Annotated in this window: 19 protein-coding genes and 1 pseudogene; 14 read left to right on the top strand and 6 right to left on the bottom strand. The window is 69.5% G+C overall.

The features are described 5' to 3' along the window. The 4 genes and pseudogenes from OID54_RS12575 to aroC form a co-directional block, all read left to right on the top strand. Positions 1–912, top strand: a complete 912-nt coding sequence (locus OID54_RS12575; RefSeq protein ID WP_329018338.1) for an ABC transporter permease — start codon at positions 1–3, stop codon at positions 910–912. 8 nt (positions 913–920) lie between these two features. Then, the gene (locus OID54_RS12570; protein ID WP_329018335.1) at positions 921–2,183 is read left to right on the top strand and encodes a zinc-binding dehydrogenase; all 1,263 of its coding nucleotides are present in this window, start codon (positions 921–923) and stop codon (positions 2,181–2,183) included. Further along, positions 2,180–2,980 carry a sulfite exporter TauE/SafE family protein gene (locus tag OID54_RS12565; RefSeq protein ID WP_329018333.1) on the top strand — a complete coding sequence of 267 codons (801 nt, stop codon included), beginning with the start codon at positions 2,180–2,182 and terminating at the stop codon, positions 2,978–2,980. The genes OID54_RS12570 and OID54_RS12565 overlap by 4 nt, the downstream gene beginning before the upstream one ends. Positions 2,981–3,092: 112 nt before the next feature. Beyond that, positions 3,093–4,289, top strand: a pseudogene (aroC, locus tag OID54_RS12560) (chorismate synthase); the annotation flags it as partial. A gap of 341 nt (positions 4,290–4,630) precedes the next feature. Here the strand turns inward: aroC and OID54_RS12555 are convergent. Beyond that, positions 4,631–5,842, bottom strand: coding sequence for a M20 family metallopeptidase (locus OID54_RS12555; RefSeq protein ID WP_329018331.1), 1,212 nt, complete (start codon positions 5,840–5,842; stop codon positions 4,631–4,633). A gap of 338 nt (positions 5,843–6,180) precedes the next feature. On the opposite strand from OID54_RS12555, the gene OID54_RS12550 reads away from it, so the two are divergent. Further along, a complete protein-coding gene (locus OID54_RS12550; RefSeq protein WP_329018328.1) occupies positions 6,181–7,389 on the top strand; it encodes a PucR family transcriptional regulator in 1,209 nt (402 codons plus the stop codon). 73 nt (positions 7,390–7,462) lie between these two features. Beyond that, positions 7,463–8,005, top strand: a complete 543-nt coding sequence (locus OID54_RS12545) for a DUF1707 SHOCT-like domain-containing protein (RefSeq protein WP_329018326.1) — start codon at positions 7,463–7,465, stop codon at positions 8,003–8,005. A gap of 65 nt (positions 8,006–8,070) precedes the next feature. Here OID54_RS12545 and OID54_RS12540 read toward each other — a convergent pair whose 3' ends face one another. After that, a complete protein-coding gene (locus OID54_RS12540; protein ID WP_329018323.1) occupies positions 8,071–9,099 on the bottom strand; it encodes a S66 family peptidase in 1,029 nt (342 codons plus the stop codon). On the opposite strand from OID54_RS12540, the gene OID54_RS12535 reads away from it, so the two are divergent. From OID54_RS12535 to OID54_RS12510, 6 genes are all read left to right on the top strand, one after another. After that, complete coding sequence (locus tag OID54_RS12535) at positions 9,081–9,263, top strand: hypothetical protein (RefSeq protein WP_329018321.1); 183 nt, start codon at positions 9,081–9,083, stop codon at positions 9,261–9,263. The two genes, OID54_RS12540 and OID54_RS12535, sit on opposite strands and share 19 nt — an antisense overlap. A gap of 81 nt (positions 9,264–9,344) precedes the next feature. Beyond that, positions 9,345–9,746 carry a TOBE domain-containing protein gene (locus OID54_RS12530; RefSeq protein WP_329027458.1) on the top strand — a complete coding sequence of 134 codons (402 nt, stop codon included), beginning with the start codon at positions 9,345–9,347 and terminating at the stop codon, positions 9,744–9,746. A 226-nt stretch (positions 9,747–9,972) separates the two neighbouring features. Further along, on the top strand, positions 9,973–10,782 hold the full coding sequence (modA, locus tag OID54_RS12525) for a molybdate ABC transporter substrate-binding protein (RefSeq protein WP_329018319.1): 810 nt from the start codon (positions 9,973–9,975) through the stop codon (positions 10,780–10,782). Positions 10,783–10,899: 117 nt separating this feature from the next. Next, on the top strand, positions 10,900–12,981 hold the full coding sequence (locus tag OID54_RS12520; RefSeq protein ID WP_329018315.1) for an ABC transporter permease: 2,082 nt from the start codon (positions 10,900–10,902) through the stop codon (positions 12,979–12,981). Between the two features lie 499 nt (positions 12,982–13,480). Next, entirely contained in the window at positions 13,481–15,442 is a 1,962-nt protein-coding gene (locus OID54_RS12515; protein ID WP_329018313.1) for an RICIN domain-containing protein, read from the top strand. A gap of 51 nt (positions 15,443–15,493) precedes the next feature. Further along, positions 15,494–15,664 carry a hypothetical protein gene (locus OID54_RS12510; RefSeq protein WP_329018310.1) on the top strand — a complete coding sequence of 57 codons (171 nt, stop codon included), beginning with the start codon at positions 15,494–15,496 and terminating at the stop codon, positions 15,662–15,664. Here the strand turns inward: OID54_RS12510 and OID54_RS12505 are convergent. Next, positions 15,657–16,448, bottom strand: a complete 792-nt coding sequence (locus tag OID54_RS12505; RefSeq protein WP_329018307.1) for a VOC family protein — start codon at positions 16,446–16,448, stop codon at positions 15,657–15,659. The two genes, OID54_RS12510 and OID54_RS12505, sit on opposite strands and share 8 nt — an antisense overlap. Positions 16,449–16,880: 432 nt before the next feature. On the opposite strand from OID54_RS12505, the gene OID54_RS12500 reads away from it, so the two are divergent. After that, entirely contained in the window at positions 16,881–17,582 is a 702-nt protein-coding gene (locus OID54_RS12500; protein WP_443055772.1) for a beta-glucanase, read from the top strand. A 109-nt stretch (positions 17,583–17,691) separates the two neighbouring features. Here OID54_RS12500 and OID54_RS12495 read toward each other — a convergent pair whose 3' ends face one another. Both OID54_RS12495 and OID54_RS12490 read right to left on the bottom strand, forming a co-directional pair. Then, positions 17,692–19,176: an acyl-CoA synthetase gene (locus tag OID54_RS12495; protein WP_329018301.1), complete on the bottom strand. Its 1,485-nt coding sequence runs from the start codon at positions 19,174–19,176 to the stop codon at positions 17,692–17,694. 194 nt (positions 19,177–19,370) lie between these two features. Continuing rightward, a complete protein-coding gene (locus OID54_RS12490) occupies positions 19,371–20,066 on the bottom strand; it encodes a LysE family transporter (RefSeq protein ID WP_329018297.1) in 696 nt (231 codons plus the stop codon). A 71-nt stretch (positions 20,067–20,137) separates the two neighbouring features. On the opposite strand from OID54_RS12490, the gene OID54_RS12485 reads away from it, so the two are divergent. Then, the gene (locus OID54_RS12485) at positions 20,138–20,584 is read left to right on the top strand and encodes an Lrp/AsnC family transcriptional regulator (protein WP_329018295.1); all 447 of its coding nucleotides are present in this window, start codon (positions 20,138–20,140) and stop codon (positions 20,582–20,584) included. A 41-nt stretch (positions 20,585–20,625) separates the two neighbouring features. Here OID54_RS12485 and OID54_RS12480 read toward each other — a convergent pair whose 3' ends face one another. Beyond that, a complete protein-coding gene (locus OID54_RS12480; protein ID WP_443055571.1) occupies positions 20,626–22,236 on the bottom strand; it encodes a GAF domain-containing protein in 1,611 nt (536 codons plus the stop codon). Positions 22,237–22,240: the final 4 nt, after the last annotated feature.

Genomic DNA, 22,240 nt, shown 5'->3' with positions numbered 1-22,240 from the left:
ATGATCGACGAGGCATCCGTGATCCTCGCCAGCGCCGTACGGCTCACCGTGCCACTGGCCTTCGCGGCCTGCGGCGAGTACATTGCCGAGCGGGCCGGCACCATCAACATCTCCGTCGAGGCCATGATGCTCGGCGGTGCCTTCAGCGCCGTACTCGGCGCCACCATCACCGACTCGGCGTCCACCGGCCTGATCTTCGGCATGGTGGCGGGCCTGATCATCGGCTTCGTCCACGCCCAGTTCAGCCATCGGCTGGGCGTCAACACCTATGTCGTCGGCCTGGTCCTAAGCGCCCTGGTCCTCGGACTCACCAGCTTCCTCCTCGACTCGGTCAAGCTGGACGCCAACAACCAGGTCAACGCCGTCAACATCCCCTATATCTCCGACATACCACTCCTCGGGCCCGTCCTCTTCTCCCACCGCTGGCCCGTCTATCTACTGATCGTGCTCATCCCCTTCGTCTGGTGGCTCGTCCAACGCAGCCGCTTCGGACTGGAGCTGCGCGCAGCCGGCGAGAACCCGCAGTCCGCCGACGTCACCGGAATCGACGTCCGCAAGCGCCGCCGCCAGGCACTGCTGATCTGCGGTGTGCTCTCCGGACTCGGCGGCGCCTACCTCGCCGTCGGCGAAGTGGGCATGTTCAACCAGAACATGACCGCGGGCCGTGGCTTCGTCGTCATCGCGGCCGTCATCTTCGGCGGCTGGACCCTGCGCGGCACCATCACCGGCTGTCTGGTCTTCGGCGCCGCCGACGCCATGCGGCTCGCACTGCCCGCGCTCGGCCTCCAGCTCAACGCCCAACTCCTCATCGCCGCGCCCTATCTCCTGGCACTGCTCGCGATGATGTTCCTTGCCAAGAGCCATCGGGCGCCCGGCGCCCTCGGCATTCCATTCGTCCGGGGGACCGCGTGAAAGCCGTCATGCACACCCGCCACGGCGGGCCCAGCACCCTTGAGCTCCGCGAACTGCCCGATCCCGAGCCCGGTCCCGGCGAGGTCCTGATCGCCGTACGGGCGGCCGGGGTCAATCGGCTCGATCTGCTCCAGCGGCAGGGGCCGGGTGTGCTGCCGGGCTTCAGCCTCCCGCACATCCCGGGCATGGATATCTCCGGGGACATCATCGGCCTCGGCCCGGGCATCAATGGCCGGCACATCGGCGACCGGGTCGTCGTCAACCCCGGTGTTGCCTGCGGCACCTGTGCCGAATGCACCATCGGGCAGGACGCCTACTGCTCGAACGTCCAGATCATCGGCGGGAACCGACCGGGCGGATACGCCGAACTCGTCGTCGTACCCGCCACACACACCCATGTCCTGCCACCCGGCACCAGCCATGTCGCCGCCGCCGCACTGCCGACCGCGTACGGCATGGCCTGGCAGGCCCTCGTCGTCCGCGGTGAACTGTGCGCCGACGAGACCGTACTGGTCCACGGCGGCGGCAGCGGAGTGAGCATGGCTGCCGTCCACATCGCCCGTCGCATCGGCGCCCGGGTCATCGTCACCTCGGGCTCCGACGAAAAGCTCGCCCACATGGCGCAGGTCGGTGCGCACGCCACCATCAACAACCGCACCGAGGACGTCGCGGCCCGCGCCCGTGAACTCACCGACGGGGTCGGGGTCGATCTTGTACTCGACCATGTCGGCCCCGCGCTGTTCCAAGCCTCGCTGCACTCGCTGCGCCTGCGCGGCCGGCTCGTCTTCTGCGGGGACACCACCGGAGCCACCGCCGCCTTCCATCTGCCGCACGCCTTCCACTGCGGCATCACCCTGCTGGGAGCGGGCTCCTGCGGGTACGCCGACTTCGGCGCGATGATCGACTTCTGCTTCGGTGACGGCGGCGGCATCGAAGGCGAACTCGAACCGGTCGTGGACACCCTGCTGCCCCTCGCGGAAGCCGCCGTCGCCCACCACCGGTTGGAGAGCGGAGAGACCAAGGGCAAGATCGTGCTCCTACCGGGGAACGCCGCCCTCCGGGCATCCGGGCAGCGCACCAACCCCGTCGCACGGGTGCCCAAGAGCGCCCCTACAGGGCCCGCTGTGTCCTCGTCTGCCTCGTCTGCCTCTTCGGCTGCTTCGGCTGCTTCGGTCGGACGGCGCATCGCAGGAGCCATCGACGAGCGGCCCCCGACCGCCCCGCCGCAGCCCGAATCGGCCGCAACGCCGAAGGTTCCGACGCACTCGTGACCACCCTGGAGATCGCCCTCGTGTTGGCTGCCGGCCTCGCCGCCGGCACGCTCAACACCGTCGTCGGCTCGGGCTCGCTGCTGACCTTCCCCGTGCTCGTCGCCCTCGGCTACCCACCGGTCGTCGCCAACGTGTCCAACACGATCGGGCTGACTCCGGGGTCGATCAGCGGTGCCCTCGGCTGCCGTCGCGAACTCCTGGCCCAAAAGGACCGATTGCTCCCGCTATCCATCGCCGCCGTACTCGGCGGACTGGCAGGCGGACTGCTGCTGCTCAGCCTGCCCGCCGACTCCTTCCGCGCGGTCGTCCCGCTCCTGGTGCTGCTCGCCGCGCTGCTGATGGCACTCCAGCCCTGGCTGACCCGACTGGTCGCCGAACGCCGAAGCCGAGCGGCCGGGCAACTGGCAGCCACCACCGGAGCCACGGCGGTCGCCGCCCCGCGCACGGTCGGCAGACTGCTGCCGCTCTCGGTCTTCGCCGTCAGCGTGTACGGGGGCTACTTCGGCGCCGCCCAAGGCGTGTTGCTGCTGGCCCAGCTCGCCATCGTCCTCGATGACGACCTCCGCCTCCTCAACGGCCTCAAGAACCTTCTCCAAGCACTGGTCAACCTGGTCGCCGCGGTGCTGTTCACACTCACCGCGGACGTGGCCTGGTTGCCGGTGCTGCTGGTGGCCCTGGGCTCGATACCGGGCGGTCTGCTCGGTGCCGCGCTCGGGCGCCGGGTGCCCGCGTCCGTACTGCGCGCCGTGGTAGTCACGGTGGGCACGGTGGCGGGGGTGGCGCTGCTGCTGACCTGAGCCACCGACGCCCCTGGACTGTCGACCGGGGCGATCGCAACGGCTCACCGGACGCAGACGCCGGCGACAGGAGGAGGTACGTGCGGATGTACGACGACGAAAGGCAAGGAACATGCTGCGTTGGCTGACAGCGGGCGAGTCCCATGGACCCGCACTGACCGCGGTGTTGGAAGGCATGCCCGCCGGGGTGGAGATCTCGACCAAGGACCTGGCCGACGCGCTGGCCAGACGCCGGCTCGGCAAGGGCCGCGGGGCGCGGATGCTGCTGGAGCGCGACCAAGTGGAGATCAACGGAGGCGTGCGCCACGGCCGGACCATGGGCGGTCCCGTCGCGGTCCGGATCGCCAACACCGAGTGGTCCAAGTGGTGCGAGGTGATGTCCCCGGAACCGGCGGACGAGGACGGGCGCCCCTACGACGAGCCCGGGCGCTTCCCTGACCGAGGCCGGGCCGCCTCACTGACCCGCCCCCGCCCCGGTCACGCCGACCTCGCGGGGATGCAGAAGTACGCCTTCGATGACATCCGCCCGGTGTTGGAGCGGGCCAGTGCCCGGGAGACCGCGGCGAGGGTGGCGCTCGGCGAGGTGGCCCAGGCGTTCCTGAGGCAGGTGCTCGACGCCGAAGTGATCAGCCATGTGGTGCGGATCGGGGCCGTGGCCCTGCCCGACGGGCTGGTCCCGGTGCGCGGTTCGCGGGACGCGGTGGATGCCGATCCCGTGCGCTGCCTGGACCCGGCGACCTCGGCCGCCATGGACGCGGAGATAGACGAGGCCCACGCCGACGCCGACACCCTCGGCGGTGTGGTGGAGGTCGTCGTCTACGGACTCCCGCCGGGCCTGGGCAGCCATGTCCACTGGGACCGCCGCCTCGACTCACGGCTCGCGGCCTCCCTGATGGGCATTCAGGCGATCAAGGGCGTGGAGGTCGGCGACGGATTCACCACCGCCGCGCGCCGCGGCTCGGTCGCGCACGACGAGATCGAGGGCGTCGGCGGCACACCGGGACGGCTCGAAGTGCGCCGGATCACCGAGCGGACCGGTGGCATCGAAGGCGGGATGACCACCGGTGAAGTGCTGCGCGTACGGGCGGCGATGAAGCCGATCTCCACTCTCTCGCGCGCACTGTCGACCGTGGACGTGCGCACCGGAGACCCGGCGAAGGCGATCGCCCAGCGCAGCGATGTCTGTGCGGTCCCGGCGACCGGCGTGGTCGCGGAGGCCATGGTCGCCCTGGTGGTGGCCGATGCCGTACTGGAGAAGTTCGGCGGCGACAGCGTGGGGGAGACACGCCGCAATGTCGAGGCGTACCTCGCGGCGGCCCGGGTGATCGTCCCGGATCCGTCGGTGGCGAAAAAGCCGACCGGCTCGACCGGCTCTACGGGGTCGGCGGACCCGGTCGCACCGACGGGCGCGGAGGCTGACGCCGAAGGCGCGGACGGGCCGGGGCGGAGCTCCTGATCGTCGTGGCGGACAGGACGACGTCGGCGAAGGCGATGCGCGAACCGCGCGTCGCCCCTGCGGCGTGTGCGTCACCCGGGGTGTTCCCGCGGTCCTGCCCGGGGACGGGTCGACCGCGCCCCGGCGAATGTCCGCTCGGGGGTGGGGTCCCGTCGGTGCGCACGGGGCCCCGCCCGTGCGCACCCTGCACGCCCTCAGCCGGACAGCAGCCGCTCCCGCGCCCGGCTGTCCGACGCCATGTCGATCGCCGTCCACGCCATGGCCAAACCGCCCTCCAGCAGTGCGCGATCGGCCTCCGGTCGGGCCGCGTACTGCGCGAACTCGGCCTGGTGGAGCCCTGCCGTGCCCGATCCGATGGACACCAGCGGCTGGATGGACGGAATGGCCAGCGACACGTTCGCCATATCGGTCGAACCTGCCTGGCGGTCATCGGCCGGGCCCACCGGAGGAAAGGTGCGGCCGAGTGCCAGGGCGTTGCGCTCGTAGGCGGCCAACAGATGTGGATCGTGCTGGAAGTGGGAGTAGGCGGGCGAGGTGGAACCGATCGTCAGTTTGGTCCGGGTCGCCACCGCCCCTGCTTCGAAGCACTCGCGGACCCGTGCCTCCAGATCGGTCAACGCGGGCAGGCTCGCGGCCCGTACGTAGTACGCCGCCTCGGTGAGCTCGGGGATCACATTGGGCACCTGGCCCCCGGTGGTGGTGATGCCGTGGACCCGCTGGTCAGGGGTCATGTGCTGCCTCAGCAATCCGAGCGCGACCTGTGCGACGGTCAGCGCGTCGGCCGCGTTGAGCCCGTCCTCCGGGCAGGCCGATGCATGGGCGGCCCGTCCGTCATAGCGGATGCTGAGCTGCGCCCGGGCCAGACAGAGCGGATCGAGGCGCTCGCGCGGCGCGGGATGCACCATCATCGCCGCATGGACGCCGGTGAAAGCGCCGCGCTCCAGCATCAGCACCTTGCCGCCGCCGTTCTCCTCGGCGGGTGTGCCCAGAAGCCGTACGGTGATGCCCAGGTCATCGGCGACCGCGCCGAGAGCCAGGGCGGCGGTGACCGCCGCGGAGGCGATGACGTTGTGTCCACAGGCATGGCCGATGCCGGGGAGTGCGTCGTACTCGGCGCAGATCCCGATCACCAGGGGCCCGCTGCCGCGCTCGGCGACGAGGGCGGTGGGCAGTTCGCAGACGCCCGTGCGCACGGTGAAGCCGTGGGCTTCGAGCACCTCGCCCAGCCAGCCGCACGCGCGCTCCTCCTCGAAGCCGAGTTCGGGATGGGCGTGCAGCCGATGGCTGAGCGCCACCAGTTCCGGTGCGGCCTGATCCACCACCACCCGCGCGGCCAGCTTCACCGCGGCGGTCGTGGCGCCCTGCGCCGGCACCTTCTGGGTGGTGAGAGGCGGGATGCCTCGCACACTTCGATCATTGGATATTGCGTTATCGGCGCACATTTCGGCATCGTGCCACGAAGCAGGCAGAGTCCGCGATACCCCTACTCATCATACTTTGAGAAGTTTGCGATAGGGGAGCTGTCCACCCAGGACGCTGCAACAGCCACCCTTCGCGTAATTCAGGAGGTAAAGGGCGTAGCGCAGACGAACGCGAGGGGATACGTTCCGGATACCGGTATCGGTATGGGTACCAACACCGATAACTCAGATACGGGGATTCCGGCGATGACGGACATCACCAGCGGTCGTGGCCACCACCGCGGCCAGCCGGAAGCACCGTTTACCGAGCAATGCGGAGCACCATGAGCCAATCCCTTGTCAGAACCGCTCGCCCCCGCCTGACGCCTGCGGCTGCGGAGGCGTTCGAGCGCAAGCTCAACAACCTCGCCCTGTCCGGCGACGGCTGGCTGGTGGTACTGCGTGCGATCGCCCAGCAGACCGGTCGCCCGGCCCGGCTGGTGGGCGTCCACGGCGGGGTGCTGGCCGCGACCGACGACGGCACGACGGCGATGACGCCTGTGAGCGTGGCCCAGGTCTTCGCACAGGACGGGTGCGTCACGATCACCTGTGAGCCGGGGTGGCACGGCACCGCGCGGGCGGTCCGCGCCGGTGAACGCCGGGTCGGCCTGCTGCTCCTCGGCGGTGCGGAGGGCCAGGCCAACCAGGACGACGATCTGATCCTGCGGGCCGCCTCCACCGCCATAGCCATCGAGGCGATCCGACGGGACGCGGTGGCCGCGGCCTCCACGGAGACCGCCGGCCGGCTCATCGACGAACTGCGCTTCGGCGCGCTGCGCAACCACGCGGAGGTCCTGCGGACCGCCGCCCGGTTCGGCCTGCGTCTCGACCGCCCCCATGCCGCGGTGGTCTTCGCCTACGGGGGGCCCAATCAGCGCACCTGGTCGACGGCCCTGTCCTGGTTGGAGATGCCCGTACGGCAGGACGGTCAGTTCGGGCTCGCCGTGTTGGAGGGCGACATCGACCGGGAGATCTCCCGGATCAGGGTCCGCCTCCAAGGCATGGTCGGCGAGGAGATGGTCCTTGCCGCCGCAGGTCCGGTCGTCTCGGATGTACGGGAGACCTCCCGCTCCTTCCGGGACGCCGAAACCGTCCTCGGACTCCTGCGGCGACGCCCCGGGGAGGTGGAGTTGAAGTTCTCCTCGCTCGGCCTGGCCCAACTACTCTTCGGTGTCTCGCCGGAGCGGCTACAGGCATTCGTCGAGCAGCATCTCGGCCCGATCCTGGAGCGCGAGGAGTGGGTGAACACCCTGAGCGCCTGGCTTGCGACCAAGGGCAGTCGGGCGGCCGTCGCGGAACTCCTCCACCTCCACCGCAACTCGGTCGGCTATCGGGTGGGACAGATCCGGGAACTCCTCGACGCGAATCCGCTCGACCCCGAGGTGACGCTGCGCCTCCAGGCGGCCCTGACCGCGAGGGAACTGCTCTCGGTGCTGGGTGAGGACAAGACCAGTCGCAGAGGAAACGGTTCCGCTCCGCTCTATCCCAGCTGAAGCAATCGCGGCCCGTCGGACGTTGTGGGACTTGGCACCCTTCGCGCTGCCGGCACCGCACTAGAGTGACAAGGTGACCTCCCCGCCGGAAGACCCGACGCGCATGCTCGGAGACGACGACCGAGACACGGCCGTGGAGCGCCTCCAGGAGGCGTACGCCGAAGGGCACATCTCGCACGAGGAGTTGGACGAACGCCTTCAGCACGCCCTCACCGCCAGGACGCGTGGCGAGTTGGCGCCGGCACTGGCCTCGCTCCCCGCACAGAAGGCGGCCACCGCATCCACCATCGCCGTCGCCAACGGACGGATCAAGCGGCGCGGTGTGTGGCGGGTTCCGCGGAATCTCAAGGTCGAGTCCGCGTTCGGAAAAGTGCACTTGGACCTGTCCCGGGCGGTCATCGAGCATCCGGTGATCGACATCGAGTTGCAGCTCGGCACCGGCAGGGCCAGGATCACGGTGCCCCGCGACGCGATCGTCGATGTCGAGGGACTGCACACCGGGTGGAAGGACGTGCGCTACAAAGCCCGGCAGAGCTCCCGCCCCGGCGCACCACAGATCCGGATCTCCGGGTCCATGGGGTTCGGACGGTTGAGGATCCGCCACGCGAGGCGTTGAGGCCCCTGTCCGACGCCGACACCATCCGGCCGGCACTTCTGTCGGCCCGCTCGACGGAAGTGCCCCTAGTCCAGCGTCTGGATCAGTTCGCTGTGCGTTGAGGTGTGCACCACCCGGCCGTGTGCTCCGTTGACGATGGGCAGGTACGGCGGTACGTGCCCGCACTCGACATCGGCGATGATCGGGACGTTCAAGGAGCCAAGGGCGTCGAGAACGGCTTGGTGCTGAGTGAGCGAGTCGGTGTCGGGTGCCGCTGTCCGGGCGACGAGGATCGCGTTCGCCGTGTCGAAGAGGCCGGCCAGCCTCATCCCGTGCAAGTTCCGGCAGATGGCGAAGGCGTCGTCGCCTCCTGCTTCGACATAGACGAGGAGACCTTCCGGAGACTCGGCGCGTGCGAAGGCTGAGACATCGAGGTAGGTCGTTCCCGTGAGGTTGCACAGCATCTCGATACAGCCCCCGATCAAGCGTCCTTCGACCTCCACGTCTCCGTCGGCGTCCAGCCTGGTCCACCTGCCGGGCGTGTCGAGCGTGTATTCGCGTACCTCCGGGTGGGCACGGTAGTCGTCCCAGCCCGTGGCTCGATAGCGGTTCGGCGGGGTTTGGGTAAATCGGTGTCCCTGCGGAGCAGCGGCAATGTCGAGCCATGACAGGAGTCCCTCGGGAGCCCGGTAGGGCGTGTCCATGAGGTTGTTGCCGTGCACGGTCGCCGTTCCGGTGAGGAGGGTGAGCGGCGTGATGATGGTCGACATGTCGGAGAACCCGACAAGCCAAGTTGGCTCGGCGTCACGCAGTCGGTCCCAGTCGAGCAGCGGCAGCAGGTCGATCGCCGTCTCCCCACCCCACGGCGGCACCACCGCTCTGATGTCGGGATCCGTCAGCATCGACATCAATTCGCTGGCGCGGTCGGCCGCAGGGGCACTGACATGGCCGGCACCATCCATGCAGCGGCCGACAACTACCTCGTATCCCCGGGCCTCCACCTCGCCGATGGCCACGTCGAGGCGCGCACGCAGCTCTTTCGGGACTCCGCTCGAAGGAGAAGTGATGCCGACGCGGTCACCGGGACGCAGTGGGGATGGATATCGAACAGGCATGCGCCGGATTCTGGCACGACGCTGCTGCCGCACCTAACGAGTTCTGGCACGCCCTGCACGGGCAGGCAGTCATCTACCGGGCGCTGACCGAGCATGAGAAGACCCAGGCGTACCCGGAGGCCCTCTCCGTGTGTGCCACACCGGTGGTCGGGGTGGACCAGTGAGGTTTCACGAGACATCTGGAAACCGCATCTGCCAACCTAGAAGTCATCCAATCTTGTAAATGCGTGTTGAATCGGCCTACGGTGTCGCATATGCAGTCCTACACCATTGGTCAGGCGGCGCGTCTGCTTGGCGTCAGCCCTGACACCGCTCGCCGCTGGGCCGACGCCGGCAAAGTGGCCACCCACCGTGATGAGAACGGTCGACGGGTGATCGACGGTCGGGACCTTGCGGCCTTCTCCATCGAGATCGCCCAGAGCGGTGGCGATGAAGAGGAGCCCTACACCTCCGCCCGCAACGCCTTCCCGGGCATCGTCACCGCGGTCAAGCTCGGCGATGTCGCGGCCCAGGTCGAGATCCAGGCCGGACCGCACCGGCTGGTCTCCTTGCTGACCAGGGAAGCCGTGGAGGAGTTGGGGCTCGAAGTGGGGATGCAGGCCACCGCCCGGGTGAAGTCGACCAACGTCCACATCGACCTGGTCTGAACGCACCTTCCGGCCCATCGACGCGGACCGATCGACGCGGACCGATCGACGCGGACCGATCGACGCGGACCGATCAGCTCAGACCGATCAGCGCAGAACGGCCGGCACAGACCAGCACAGACCGGCACAGAACGGCTGGTACCGGCCGATCGACGCAGACCCATCGCGACGCGGACCGCCCGGTGCATACCGGTCGATCCGCCATTCATCATCAGGAGTCACCCCGATGCCTGCCTTCCCCACCGCACGACGCACCACCGTCTGCCTGACGCTGGCCGCTGCCCTCCTCGTACCGCTCACGGCCTGCGGCAGTGACGGCGACGGGGAGGACGTCGAGCCCCGCAAGACCGGCGCCGCGAGCACCCCTCCCGCAGCCCAGCTCACCGTGCTCGCCGCCGCCTCCCTCACTGATGTCTTCAAGACGGCAGGCGCCGCCTATGAGAAGGACCATCCCGGCACCAAGGTGACCTTCTCCTTCGCCGGCTCCCAGGAACTGGCCGCACAGGTCCGTCAGGGAGCCCCCGCCGACGCCCTCGTCACCGCCGACACCAAGACGATGGACGGCCTCGGCTCGGACACCGGCACTCCCACCGTCATCGCGAAGAACCGACTCGTCATCGCCACCACCGAGGGCAATCCGTACAAGATCGACGACCTCAAGGACCTCGCCGACACCAAGCTCAAGGTGGTCCTCGCGGCGCCCGAGGTCCCGGTGGGCCGCTACAGCAAGAAGGTCCTCGACGCCCAGCAGATCAAGGTCAAGGCCGTCTCGCAGGAGCCCAACGTCCGCGCGGTCCTCAGCAAGGTCGAACTCGGCGAGGCCGATGCGGGGCTCGTCTACCAGACCGATGCCGCCTCCGCCCCGGACAAGGTGGACGCCATCACCATCCCGGACGCCCAGAACGCCATCGCCGAATACCCGGCCGCGACCCTGAAGACGTCCGAGCACCCCGAGGCCGCCGCCGCGTTCGTCGCCTGGCTGAGCACCCCCGCCGCCCAGAAGATCCTCAAGGAGGCCGGATTCCAACAGCCGTAGGTCCCCCGCGCAGCCGCGGCCGTTCGGCGCGTGGAGTCGGACGGACGGGTGCGCACCGGGTACACCTCGTACACCAGCCGCCCTCCGCACCATCGCCCCAGGGACCCGAGAATCCGGATGAACCGCCGCCCCCGCGCCCGTGCACCCCTCGCGCTCGCGCTCCCCGCGCTCCTCGCCGTCGCCTTCCTGCTGCTCCCTCTGGTCGGCATCCTCGCCCGCACCGAATGGGCCCAGTTGGGGACGCATCTGACCAGCCCGGCCGTCACCGAGGCGCTGCGGCTCTCGCTGTTCGTCTCCTTCTGGGCCCTCGGTCTGTCGCTGCTCCTCGGCGTGCCGCTGGCGTGGCTGCTGGCGCGGGTCAGTTTTCCGGGCAAGGTACTGGTCCGTTCCCTGGTGATGCTGCCGATGGTGCTGCCGCCCACCGTCGGTGGCGTCGCCCTGCTGCTGGGCTTCGGGCGCCGGGGGCTGCTCGGGCCCTGGCTGGAGGACACCTTCGGGATCGTCCTCCCCTTCCACACCTCGGGGGCCGTCGTCGCCGCCACCTTCGTCGCCATGCCCTTCCTGGTGATCAGCCTCGAAGGGGCGCTGCGGGGGCTGCGGCCCAGCTACGAGGAGACCGCGGCCTCGCTGGGGGCGTCCCCGGTGCGGGTCTTCTTCACCGTCACCCTGCCGATGGCCGCACCCGGACTGGTCGCGGGGGCCGCCCTCACCTGGGCTCGTGCGCTGGGTGAGTTCGGCGCGACTATCACCTTCGCCGGGAATCTGCCGGGCGCGACCCAGACCCTGCCGCTCCAGGTCTACCTCCTCCTCCAGGATGAACCAGCCGCCGCCACCTCGGTCTCCCTCCTGCTCCTGGCCATCGCCATGGTCGTACTGATCGCGCTACGGGGCCGTTGGACGGGGGGAGCGACAGCGGACCGTGAGGTCGGCGAGGCGCGCAAGGGCAGCGGGGACAGCAAGGGCAACAAGGACCAGAAGGTCCCACAGGACGACCACAGTTCCGAGGGTTCCCAGGACACCGCGGCTGCCCAGGGCTCCGATGGCACTGTGGCCCCCGAGTTCCCGCCGTGGGCTGTGGGGCCGAAATCGGCCGACGAGCGCAACGATCCGGCCCGAACGCCAGCGGTGTCCCGGCCCGTGGAGCCCGGTGCCGAGTCGTCCGAACCGTACTCGCTCCACGCGGATCTCACCGGGTTCACCCGATTCGTCCTGGAGGCTCCGCCCGGGACGACCATCGCCGTCGTCGGCCCGAACGGCGCCGGCAAGACCACTTTGCTCCGGGCCCTGTTGGGGCTGACCGACCGTGCCCATGCCGTCCTCCACCTCGGCGACACCGATGTCAGCGCTCTACCGCCCCATCGCCGCGGTGTCGCCTGGGTTCCGCAGAGCGGTGCGCTCTTCCCCCATCTCAGCGCGCTGGGGAACACGGCGTACGGGTTGCGCGCCCACGGCGTCTCCCGGACAGCGGCGCGAACTTCCGCACAGATGTGGCTGGATCGACTCGGTGTGGGACCCCTCGCTCAGCGTCGGCCTGCCCAACTTTCCGGGGGGCAGGCGCAGCGGGTCGCCCTCGCCCGGGCCTTGGCGGTCCGCCCCCGACTGCTGTTGCTCGACGAGCCCTTGGCCGCATTGGACCAGACGACCCGGGCCCGGGTCCGGCACACGTTGCGCGGCCATCTCGCCGGCTTCGGCGGGGTGTGTTTGATCGTCACCCATGACCCGGTGGAGGCCGTGTCGCTCGCCGACCGCGTACTGGTGCTGGATGAGGGCCGGGCCGTCCAGTACGCGCCTCCCTCGGAGGTCACCCGTCATCCCCGATCCCCTTGGGTCGCCCGGATGCTGGGCCGCAATGCCTGGTCGGGCACGACGACCGAACAGGGGCTCGATCTGTCCGGTGGTGGTCGGCTGATCGTCGCCGAGCCGCTGCCAGCGGGGCGTGAGGCGCTGGCGATCATCGGCCCCGAAGCCGTCTCCGTGCACCGGGAGCGGCCTGGGGGCAGTCCCCGGAACGTCTGGCCCGGCACGGTCCGGGAGATCACCGCGTCAGGCAGTCGACTGCGGGTGCTGATCGGCTCCGCCGAGGCACCCGACCTGGTCGCTGAGATCACTCCGGCAGCGGCGGCCGATCTGGGCCTGGCGGAGGGTGCGATCGTCTGGGCGAGTGTCAAGGCGACCGAGGCAGAGTTGGTCGCTCTGTGACGGGAAATCATCGGTAGCACAGAGCTATGGACGGTGTCCGGCAGTCCTGTGGGGCCGTTCGGACCGAGTCCGTGTACCGCGAATGGCTGTGGTTCCCAGGGGCGTCGGGAAGGCCGTCGAACACCCCCTCCTGTTCGAAAAATTATGTTCGAATAGTCGTGCCTTACCTGCTGTGACCGTGAGTAAATCGGTCAACTCTGAGCAAGCCTGACGCGCCCGAAATTCCCCTCAGCAGCCCAGTGATTCCAGGCAAGTTGGTGACTCTTGTTCCCAACACATGGTTGTGCGAAGGTGAGCTTCCCCACGTCCGAACACGGCCGCTAATGCGCAACCGTTTGATTGGTTGGCGGTATAGACCACATGCTCGAACCCCCTTTCTTGCATGCCGTGAACTCAATGACCACAACGAACTCAATAACCGAAAGCACGGTTCCGTAGGCCAGGTCCGGACGGCACTGCCCAACCCCCCACTGCAATGCCAAGGATGGAATGACCTCTTATGCAGAATCCGCGAACTCATACCACCGCCCCACCCGGTCGCACCGGCCTTGACTCGGCCGCGTCCGACGAAGGGCTGGCAGCGGCGCTCAGGGCCAACGACGGTAGGGACGAGGCCCGTTCCGTGGCGGTACTGATCGCACGACACTGGGAACCGGTCTTCGACTACGCCTCGATCGGGACACCTTCGCAGAAAGCGGCGGCCATGCTCGCTACCGCCGCATTCAGCAAAGCGCTGGAAAACTTGCGGCAGGTCCGATCAAGTGCCGCAATCCGTCCGATGCTCTTGATGCATGCCCGTCGTATCGCCGAGGGATGGGCGACCGATGAACGCATAGCAACGCTCCCCGAACTTCAGAATCCGCAGACCGGACATACGGTCCCCGTCGATATGTTTACGGTCGCGGAGAACCGCACACTGACCGCTCGGGCATTCCAGGCATTGCCCGGGCCCGCGCAATGCCTGCTCTGGCATGTGGAGGTGGAAGCAGAAGAGATATCGCTACCGGCCGGTTTACTTGCCATGGATGTACGCGGCGCGCCGGCTCAGCTCGAACAGGCACGAAAAATGTTTCGAGCAGGCATCCTGCGCTTCCATCTCGAACTTGCGCCCGAGACCGATTGCCGGCACTACAACCGCCTCATCGACGTGTCCATGCGCCGGGGAGGCGCCGTACTGTCGGACCTCCGTCGGCATCTGGAGCGCTGTCAGCACTGTCGGTCCGCGGCGGAACAACTGGACCACGGGGACGGCCGGCTGGCCCTGCTGATCGCCGAGGGGATGCTCGGTTGGGCCGCCCAGCCCTATCTGGACTCCCGTCCGGGTCGGGGCGAGGCGGGCCACCAGAGCAGGGACGTCGAGTGGCGCGGGCCGACCAGCCACGCCCGACGGCGCTCCCGCGACAGTGGGAGCACCCCGCCCACCGCCCGCCGACGTGGACTCTCCCCGCGAGGCCGCACCGCAGCGGTCGCCGGTCTGGGGATCGCCACCGGTATCGCGGTGGTGGCGGCCGTCGCCACCGAACCGTGGGCGGGCGGTGGGATGGCGGGCTATGCGATCCCGGAAGGCACGATCTCCGCCGATCCGGTACCCGGCGCCGCCCCACCGGCCGGTCCCGACCCGTCGGCGACCTCCGCGGCGGGCCATCCGGTGGGTCCGCTCACCACCAGACTGCGCAGCACCGCATCCGGATTCTGCCTTGACGTTCGAGGTCAACGCGCGTCAACCGGGGCAGATGCGGTCCTCGCCGCCTGTGCGTCCTCCGTGACCCAGAAGTGGGTCTATGAGCAGGACGGGCGGTTGCGCAGCGCCGCGGCACCCGAACTCTGCCTCAACTCACGGGCTCTGGACGGGGTCACGGTCCTCGGGAACTGTCCGGCCACCACGGCCAATGACGCCTCCCACATCCGGTACGACCTGACTGTCCTCGGCCAGTTGGTCCCGCGCTGGAACGAGGGGCTCGCCGTCGCCCCCGCCGCTCCGAGCGCCGGTGCCACCGTCGTGGTCAAGGTCCGTGACGGTTCGAACGACCAGCAGTGGACGACCGACCGCAACAATGCGATCACTCCGAGGATCAAGCCCGGCAACGCCAACGTCGGGTCCACCCGAGAGGTCAACGACCCTCCCCGGCCGACCCGGTCGGCCGACTCGTTCGAAGGGGGAGCCTCCCTGCTTCCTCCTCAGGGCGGGCCGGACGCCACCCGGGCGCAGCGGGGCGCATCGCGCCAACTGAGCGCGCAGGCGCCACCCGTGGCCGAGGAGCATCCGATCGCGGTGATGGGTGGGGTGGGACCGGTGGGGGAGCGCAGCACGGCCCGTCGGCCCCAGACACAGCCGTCGACGGGGCCGTCGTTGACGCACCTCGGGCCCGGGGCGGGCGCCCCGGCTGAGGTCGGGGTCGTCGGCGCACGGCATCCGGCCCGGCTGCCGCCGTCCTCGGAAGGGACGCACACGGTGTCCTGAACGCCTTCGGCCCTTGGAGTGGAGGGCGCGGAGGACGCAGGGAGCGGCGCGATGGGATCCGCGGGACCCACCGCGCCGCTCGGCGTGTCCGTACGACGCGCCCAGGGCCGCTCGTTGGCCCTCGCCCGGGCGGTCTACCGACCTCTGGGCGTTGCCCCAGACACCCCCGCCCCGCCGTCACCGGGCCTGTCACACGGCCTGGGGGGACAGGCGGTCAACTGAACGTGGGCACCTCGCCCGTCTGCTTGTCCAGGTCGAAGACGGAGAACACCGCACCCTGCGGATCCGCGACCGTCGCGAACCGTCCGAAGGGACTGTCCATCGGCCCCCAGATGACCTTTCCGCCCAACTCGATCACCTTGGCGACGGCGGTGTCGGCCTCGGGCACGGAGAAGTAGACGTTGATGAACGGCGGGAGGTCCGAGGGGAACTCGTCCTCGACCTTCATCCGCCCGAGCGCCGGATCGGCGCCGACGCTCCAGAGGCGGAAGTCCACGCCCTCTTCGTCCATGCGCTGCACGGTGAAGGGGAAGACGGCGGGGAAGAAGTCGTCGGTCCTGGCCACGTCCCGGGAGCACACGTCGGACCACGCGTACGCCCCGTGTTCCCCGTTCTTGGTCTCGAAGCCCTGATGTTCGCCCGGTTGCCAGGCGCCGAAGGCGATGCCGGTGGGGTCCGTCGCGACGACCATGGTGCCGAGGTTCCCGACGGACATGGGCTCCACGACGAGCGTGCCCCCGTTCGCCTGGATCTTCGCGGCGGTGGCGTCAGCGTCGGCCGTGGCGAAGTAGAGGTTCCACGCCGGGGGAGCGTCCACTCCCGGCATGGCGGGCATGAGGCCGCTCACGGATTTCCCGTTCGAGAACGCCGTCGCGTAGCCGCCGAACTCCTCGACCGGGTCATTGAAGGTCCAGCCCAGCAGTTGACCGTAGAAGTTCTTGGCGGCCTCGATGTCGGGGAACATCGCGTCGACCCAACAGGGAGTGCCGTCCGGTCGTACGGACATGGGGATGCCGCCTCTCGTGTCTGATGCCTCGGGTGTCTCGGCTGTCACAGATTGCTCGGGTGTCTCGGCTGTCGCGGATCGCTCGGGTGTCGCGGTCCTTCTCTTCACGCTAGGGCCCGCGGTGCGGAGATGCGCGCCGAATCGAGGATTCGAACAAGATTCGTACAAATATGATCTTGAAGGTCTCGGAGGTTGGCCTTTCGTGGCGATCGCGATTCCCTGACGAGGGACGCCCTCGAAACTTTGTACGTTGCTATCTGTAACGTGTGAATCACTTTCAGTGAGTGTGGCGGCATATGCGGCCCCCCGAGGGGCAGAACCGCTCCAGAGGTTCCCCGCAACGGGAGGAGTGCCGTGCTCACTGACCTTCTCAGCTGGCTCACACGGATAGGGAGACGAGTCGGCGGTGCGGACACCACTGCCGACACCCCCGTGGGCGGCGCCGACACGGCCGGCCCACCGAAAGCCGGGCGCGTACCGGATTCAGAGCCCCCGGTCTTCACCGCGGACTTCACCTCCACCGCCCAATGGGTCGCCGGCCGTTCCTGGGCCTATCCCCGGGGCGGCCCCACCAATCCCGGGGACAACAAACTCGACTACCTGGTGCCCGACCCGGCCTACAGCCGCGCCGGCACCTTTCGGGCCACCCGTCGCCCCGACGGCCTGTGGGACGCGGGACTGCTGACCACCGAGGGCAGCAACGAGGGGTTCATGGTCCGAGCCGGTGATGCGCTGGAGGCCCGGGTCCGACTGCCCGACGTGCTCGGGGCATGGCCTGCGATCTGGACCTGGCTCGACGGCGACCAGGAGATCGACATCTTCGAGTACCACCCCGACAACCCTGATCTGCTGGAACTGTCCAACCGGGTCAGGGGCAGCCACCGCTACTACCGAGACCCCTCGATCGGCCCCGGGGGTTGGGTCGACCTGCGCGTGGAGTTCGGCACCCGCTCGGTGGTCTGGTGGGTCAACGGCGAACGGGTCTTCGCGGATCACCGCGGAGTGGGCAGACGCTGGCGCGCCTATCTGATCGTCAACCTCTCGGTCTGCGCCGGGCGTTACCACCCGGCACCCACCCCCGACACCTCGGAGATGTCCTTCGAGGTGGAGTACCTCCACGTCTACCGCCCCTGAAGCCTCTCGGATGCCCCCGGGCGTGAACAGAGGCCCGGACACGGGGGTGCGGCCGGCCCGCGTCGGTCCGCGAGCCGGCCGCACCCCACACCCCGGTCAACGCCGTTACTCAGTCGGTCGGCCCGGTCACCAGAGCGCGCTTGAGGATCTTCCCCATGTCGTTGCGCGGCAGCGCCGCCAGGAACCGCACCGTACGAGGACGCTTGTGCGGCGCCAACTGCACGGCGACATGGGTCATCAACTCCTCCTGGTCCGGTGGGGAGTGCGGCTCCGTCGGGACGATCCACGCCACCACCCGCTCACCGAGGTCGGCGTCCGACTCCCCGGTCACCGCCACCTCCCGGACCCCGGGATGGTCGAGCAGCGCGTTCTCGACCTCGCCGGCGCCGATCTTGTATCCGCCGCTCTTGATCAGGTCCGTGGCCCGACGTCCCACGATCCGCACGGAGCCGTCCGGGTCGCGCACCGCCATGTCTCCGGTGCGGAACCACGTTCCGTCGAACGCATCCGCCGTCGCGTCCGGGCGGTTGAGGTACTCCGTGAACAGGTTCTCGCCGCGCACCTGGATCTCCCCGATGGTCTCCCCGTCCTGCTCCTCGACGCCCGCGCCCTCGTCGTCGACCAGCCGCAGTTCAACCCCCCGCAGGGGCACGCCCACCGAGCCGGGGCCGGGCTCGCCGTCCGCCCGGACGCTCGTGTTGATCAGTGTCTCGGTCATGCCGTAGCGCTCGACCACCCTGCGCCCGGTCGCCGCCTCGATGCGCTCATGGTCGTGCAGGGGCAACGCCGCCGAGCCCGACACCAGCAGCCGGGCACCCGTCAGCGCCTTCGCCACCGCGGCCGGCGATTCGGCGCCCGTACCGGCCGGGGAGGTGGCGACCCCGCTCAGTGCCTCGGCCAACCGGTGGTACATCGTGGGCACTCCGAAGAGCATGGTTCCGCCGTCGCCCAGTTCGCGGGCGACACCGTCCACGGTGAACCGTCCCAGGTGCCGCACCTCGCCCCCGCGGCGCAGCGGCCCGAGGATTCCCAGGATCAGCCCGTGCACATGGAACAGGGGCAGTCCGTGCACCAGCACGTCGTCTGCGCTCCAGTCCCAGGCGTCCGCGAGGGCGTCCAGATTGGCGGCGATCGCCCGTCGCGGCAGTACCGCACCCTTCGGCGGTCCCGTGGTGCCCGAGGTGTAGACGATCAGCGCGGGCGTGAGCGGATCGGGATCGTCCGGGAGCGGCCCCACGGTTCCGGTCACGGGTACGTCGATGCGCTGCAACCGCTCCAACGCGCCCGGCAGCACGGCCTCGGGCCCGGCCAGTACGGCGGCGGGCGCACTGTCGGCGACGATGTGCGCCAACTCCCGCTCGCCTGTCTTGGGATTCAACGGCACCACCGGTACGCCCGCGAGCAGCGCCGCCACGGTGCCGACCGCCGTCTCCAGGGTGGGGGTGGCCCACAGGGCGAGCCGTGCGGCCCCACCGATCCGTACGGCCAGCGAGCCCGCCGCGCCCGCCAGTTCTCCGTACGTCAGTCTGCGCTCGCCGAAGCGCAGTGCGGGCCGGTCCGATGCGACAGTCAGCGCGGGGAAGAGGTCACTCACTCGTCGTTCCTCCAAGATGGGCGGATGGATCGCACAGCGACCTCATTGTCCCGTCGGGCATCGGCGCGGGCGAGGAGCGGCGTGTTCGCACTCCTCCGTACGGTTCGCACCTCTTCGTGCGTCTCGACCTCTCCGTGCGGTTCACCCCCCTGTGTCCGTGTGGGCATCCCTCGGTTCCGCACCGCGGTGACCGCTTAAAGCGTCGGCAGTGGGAGCGCCACCTTCACCGCGTACGCCGCCACCAAGGCGAAGCCGATCCGAAACGTCCATATTCGGGCCGAGTCCGGCAGTCGGCTGCCGAGCGCCGCACTGACCAGTACCAAGGTCTGCTGCCACAGCAGTGATGCGAGGAAGACCGTACCCACGAACACCAGACCGGCCGTGCCGCCGCTCAGCTCGGCGCCCTGAGCCGTGGTGAGGGCCACGAAGTAGAGGGCGGTGGTCGGATTGATCAAGGTCAGGGCGGCGAACCGGAGGAAGATCCGGCCGTGGGCACCACGGTCGTCCTGCACCGGGACGCCCCCTGGCGTCGGGTCCGTGTACTTCGTGGCGCCCGGTTCGGCCGGGCCATCACCCGGTGATGTGCCCATGGCCCTCGGCCGCTGCGAGGCGCGCAGACCCCAGCACGCGATCACCCCCAACACCACCGCCGACATCAGTCGCACCCATGCTTCGACCCCGGCAAGCGCGGTCGCGACCCAGGGACCCACCGCGGTCGCCACCCCCGCGTACAGCAGATCCACCGACGCCACCGCCGCCGCGGCGGCCATCGCCCCCCGGCGGTCGCGCAGCCCCTCCTGCACCAGCAGGACGCCCACCGCGCCCATCGGCAGCGCCACCCCGAAGCCCGCCACCGCACCCGCCACCGCTGCTGTCATGACATCGCTCATGGCACGGCACTCTGGGACCCGGACCGACGCTCACGCGGCTGCATTACGGTCAGAACTGCGACAATCGCACAATGGACCGAATCGACGGAGAAATCCTCGGCGTCTTGCAGGGGGATGCGCGGATCTCCTACCGCGACCTGGGAGTGCGGGTGGGACTGAGCGCCAACGCGGCGGCGGACCGGGTCCGCAGGATGGTCCGCAGCGGAGTGATCCAGGGCTTCACCACCCTGGTCGACCCCACCGCGGACCATCGGGCGGGTCTGATGGTCTTCATCGACATCACCCTGCGGCTCGACACCTCCAACGAGGAGTTCGAGCGGGTCGCCCTGCGACTTCCCGGCATCACCGAGGTCGTCCATGTGACCGGCGCCCACGACTACCTCGTACGCGCCCGGGCAGCCGACCCCGCCGCACTCGACGCCCTGTTGCGCACCCTCAAGCGGGAGGCGGGCGTCGCCCAGTCCCAGACCCGCATCGCCCTGCGGGCGGCGTCAGCGTCCGACAGTCGCCCACGTTGACACCGATGCCACAGACGCACCGGTGACGTGCCCCTGACCGTCTAGCCGGGCGCCTGCCAACTCACCGTCGTACCCGAAGCGTCGTCCTCGCGCTCGCCGTCGTCCCGGACCACCAACCGCACCCCCGTCCGGCCGTCCGGCAGCCGGGCCGTCGCATCCACGTCCACCTCCACCGCCGTGATGCCCGGCCGTCGACGGGCCGCAGCCAGCGCCCCGCGCAACGCGGCCAGCAACTGCCGGTCGTCGGGTTCCCGTACGAGGGTGTCAACGGCGCCCCGAAAGCGCACGGACGGCCGGAACCCCAACGCCGAGGAGACCGCGGCCGTCTCCCTCAGCACCCGGCTGCGCAGACTCGCCGGTGTCTCGCTGGGCGGTTGCTGGAGTGCGAAGATCGCCGTCCGCACCTCCTGGATGGTCGAGTCCAACTCGTCCACCGCACGCGACAGCAGTTCGTCCGCGTCGTCGGCGGCGGCCCTGCGCCGGGTCGACTCCAACATCATCTCCGTGGCGAACAGCCGTTGCACCACCAGATCGTGCAGATCACGGGCGATCCGGTCGCGATCCTCGTACACCGCCAACTGCTCCCGGTTGTGCTGGGCGTCCGCGAGGACGAGTGCCAGCGCGGCCTGCGAGGCGAACTGGGCGGCGAGCAGTCGATCGCCGGCTGTGTACGGGCGCCCGCCCCGCTCCCGGGGCAGGGCGAGCGTGCCGATCAACCGTCCGCCGCTCTGGAGCGGAAGCATCATCGAAGGGCCGAACCTGGAACGCACATGGGTGGTCATCCGCGGATCGGTGGCCGAGTCCTCTATGAACACGGGCTCCCCGCCCAACAACTGCACCAACACCGGCGAACCGGGCGCGATGGCCGCCCCCACGATGTCGTCGGCATCGCCGGAACCATCCGTGGTGGCGGCGGCGACGATCTCCATCCCGCCGTCGTCGGTCGGCTGGAGCACCACCCCGGCCGACGCGTCGGCGAGGATGCGGGCCTGCTCGGCCACCGTCATCAGCGCGTCGTCGGCGCTTTCGCCGGTCAACAGCGCGGTGGTGACCGCCGCCGCGCCCTCGATCCAGCGGGCGCGCTGCCGCGCGCTCGCATAGAGCCGGGCGTTGCCGATGGCGATGCCCGCCTGGGAGGCGAGGACCTGGAGCACCGAAAGATCGTCCTCGGTGAAGGGACCGCCGATCTTCTCGGAGAGGTAGAGGTTGCCGAAGACCTCGGTGTGGACCCGGATGGGCACACCGAGGAAGGAACGCATCGCGGGATGGCCCTCGGGCACCCCGGCCGCCCGGGGATCGGCCTCCACATCGTTGATCAACAGGGGCTGAGGGTCCCGGATGAGGACTCCCACCAGCCCCGCGTCCCCGGTCGGCATCGGGCCGATCGCCTCCCGCTCGGCCGCACTGATGCCCGAGGTGAACAACTCGGTGATCTGCTTGCACTCCGGGTCCACCACCCCGAGCGCCCCGAACCTGGCCCCTGCTAGTTGGGTGGCCGTGTCCACCAGGTGTTGCAGTGTCGTGGGCAGATCGAGATCGACCCCGACGCTCAGGACCGCCTCCAGGAACAGGGCGAGCCCGGCTTCCGTCGCCGTGTCCTGCCGTGCACCGGCGGGCGGCCGGGCCCGCTCGTCACCCTTCGGACCGTTCACGCCG

The sequence above is a fragment of the Streptomyces sp. NBC_00690 genome, from assembly GCF_036226685.1.
Taxonomy (GTDB): domain Bacteria; phylum Actinomycetota; class Actinomycetes; order Streptomycetales; family Streptomycetaceae; genus Streptomyces.
Note: the sequence above shows the minus strand (reverse complement) of the source record. Positions and strands in the feature narration are given on the sequence as shown.

Coding starts and splice junctions, on each gene's coding strand:
- OID54_RS12575 (WP_329018338.1), top strand. CDS start 1: ATGATCGACGAGGCATCCGTGATCCTCGCCAGCGCCGTACGGCTCACC.
- OID54_RS12570 (WP_329018335.1), top strand. CDS start 921: ATGCACACCCGCCACGGCGGGCCCAGCACCCTTGAGCTCCGCGAACTG.
- OID54_RS12550 (WP_329018328.1), top strand. CDS start 6,181: ATGAGCCAATCCCTTGTCAGAACCGCTCGCCCCCGCCTGACGCCTGCG.
- OID54_RS12535 (WP_329018321.1), top strand. CDS start 9,081: ATGGATATCGAACAGGCATGCGCCGGATTCTGGCACGACGCTGCTGCC.
- OID54_RS12540 (WP_329018323.1), bottom strand. CDS start 9,099: ATGCCTGTTCGATATCCATCCCCACTGCGTCCCGGTGACCGCGTCGGC.
- modA (WP_329018319.1), top strand. CDS start 9,973: ATGCCTGCCTTCCCCACCGCACGACGCACCACCGTCTGCCTGACGCTG.
- OID54_RS12520 (WP_329018315.1), top strand. CDS start 10,900: ATGAACCGCCGCCCCCGCGCCCGTGCACCCCTCGCGCTCGCGCTCCCC.
- OID54_RS12515 (WP_329018313.1), top strand. CDS start 13,481: ATGCAGAATCCGCGAACTCATACCACCGCCCCACCCGGTCGCACCGGC.
- OID54_RS12510 (WP_329018310.1), top strand. CDS start 15,494: ATGGGATCCGCGGGACCCACCGCGCCGCTCGGCGTGTCCGTACGACGC.
- OID54_RS12505 (WP_329018307.1), bottom strand. CDS start 16,448: ATGTCCGTACGACCGGACGGCACTCCCTGTTGGGTCGACGCGATGTTC.
- OID54_RS12490 (WP_329018297.1), bottom strand. CDS start 20,066: ATGAGCGATGTCATGACAGCAGCGGTGGCGGGTGCGGTGGCGGGCTTC.
- OID54_RS12485 (WP_329018295.1), top strand. CDS start 20,138: ATGGACCGAATCGACGGAGAAATCCTCGGCGTCTTGCAGGGGGATGCG.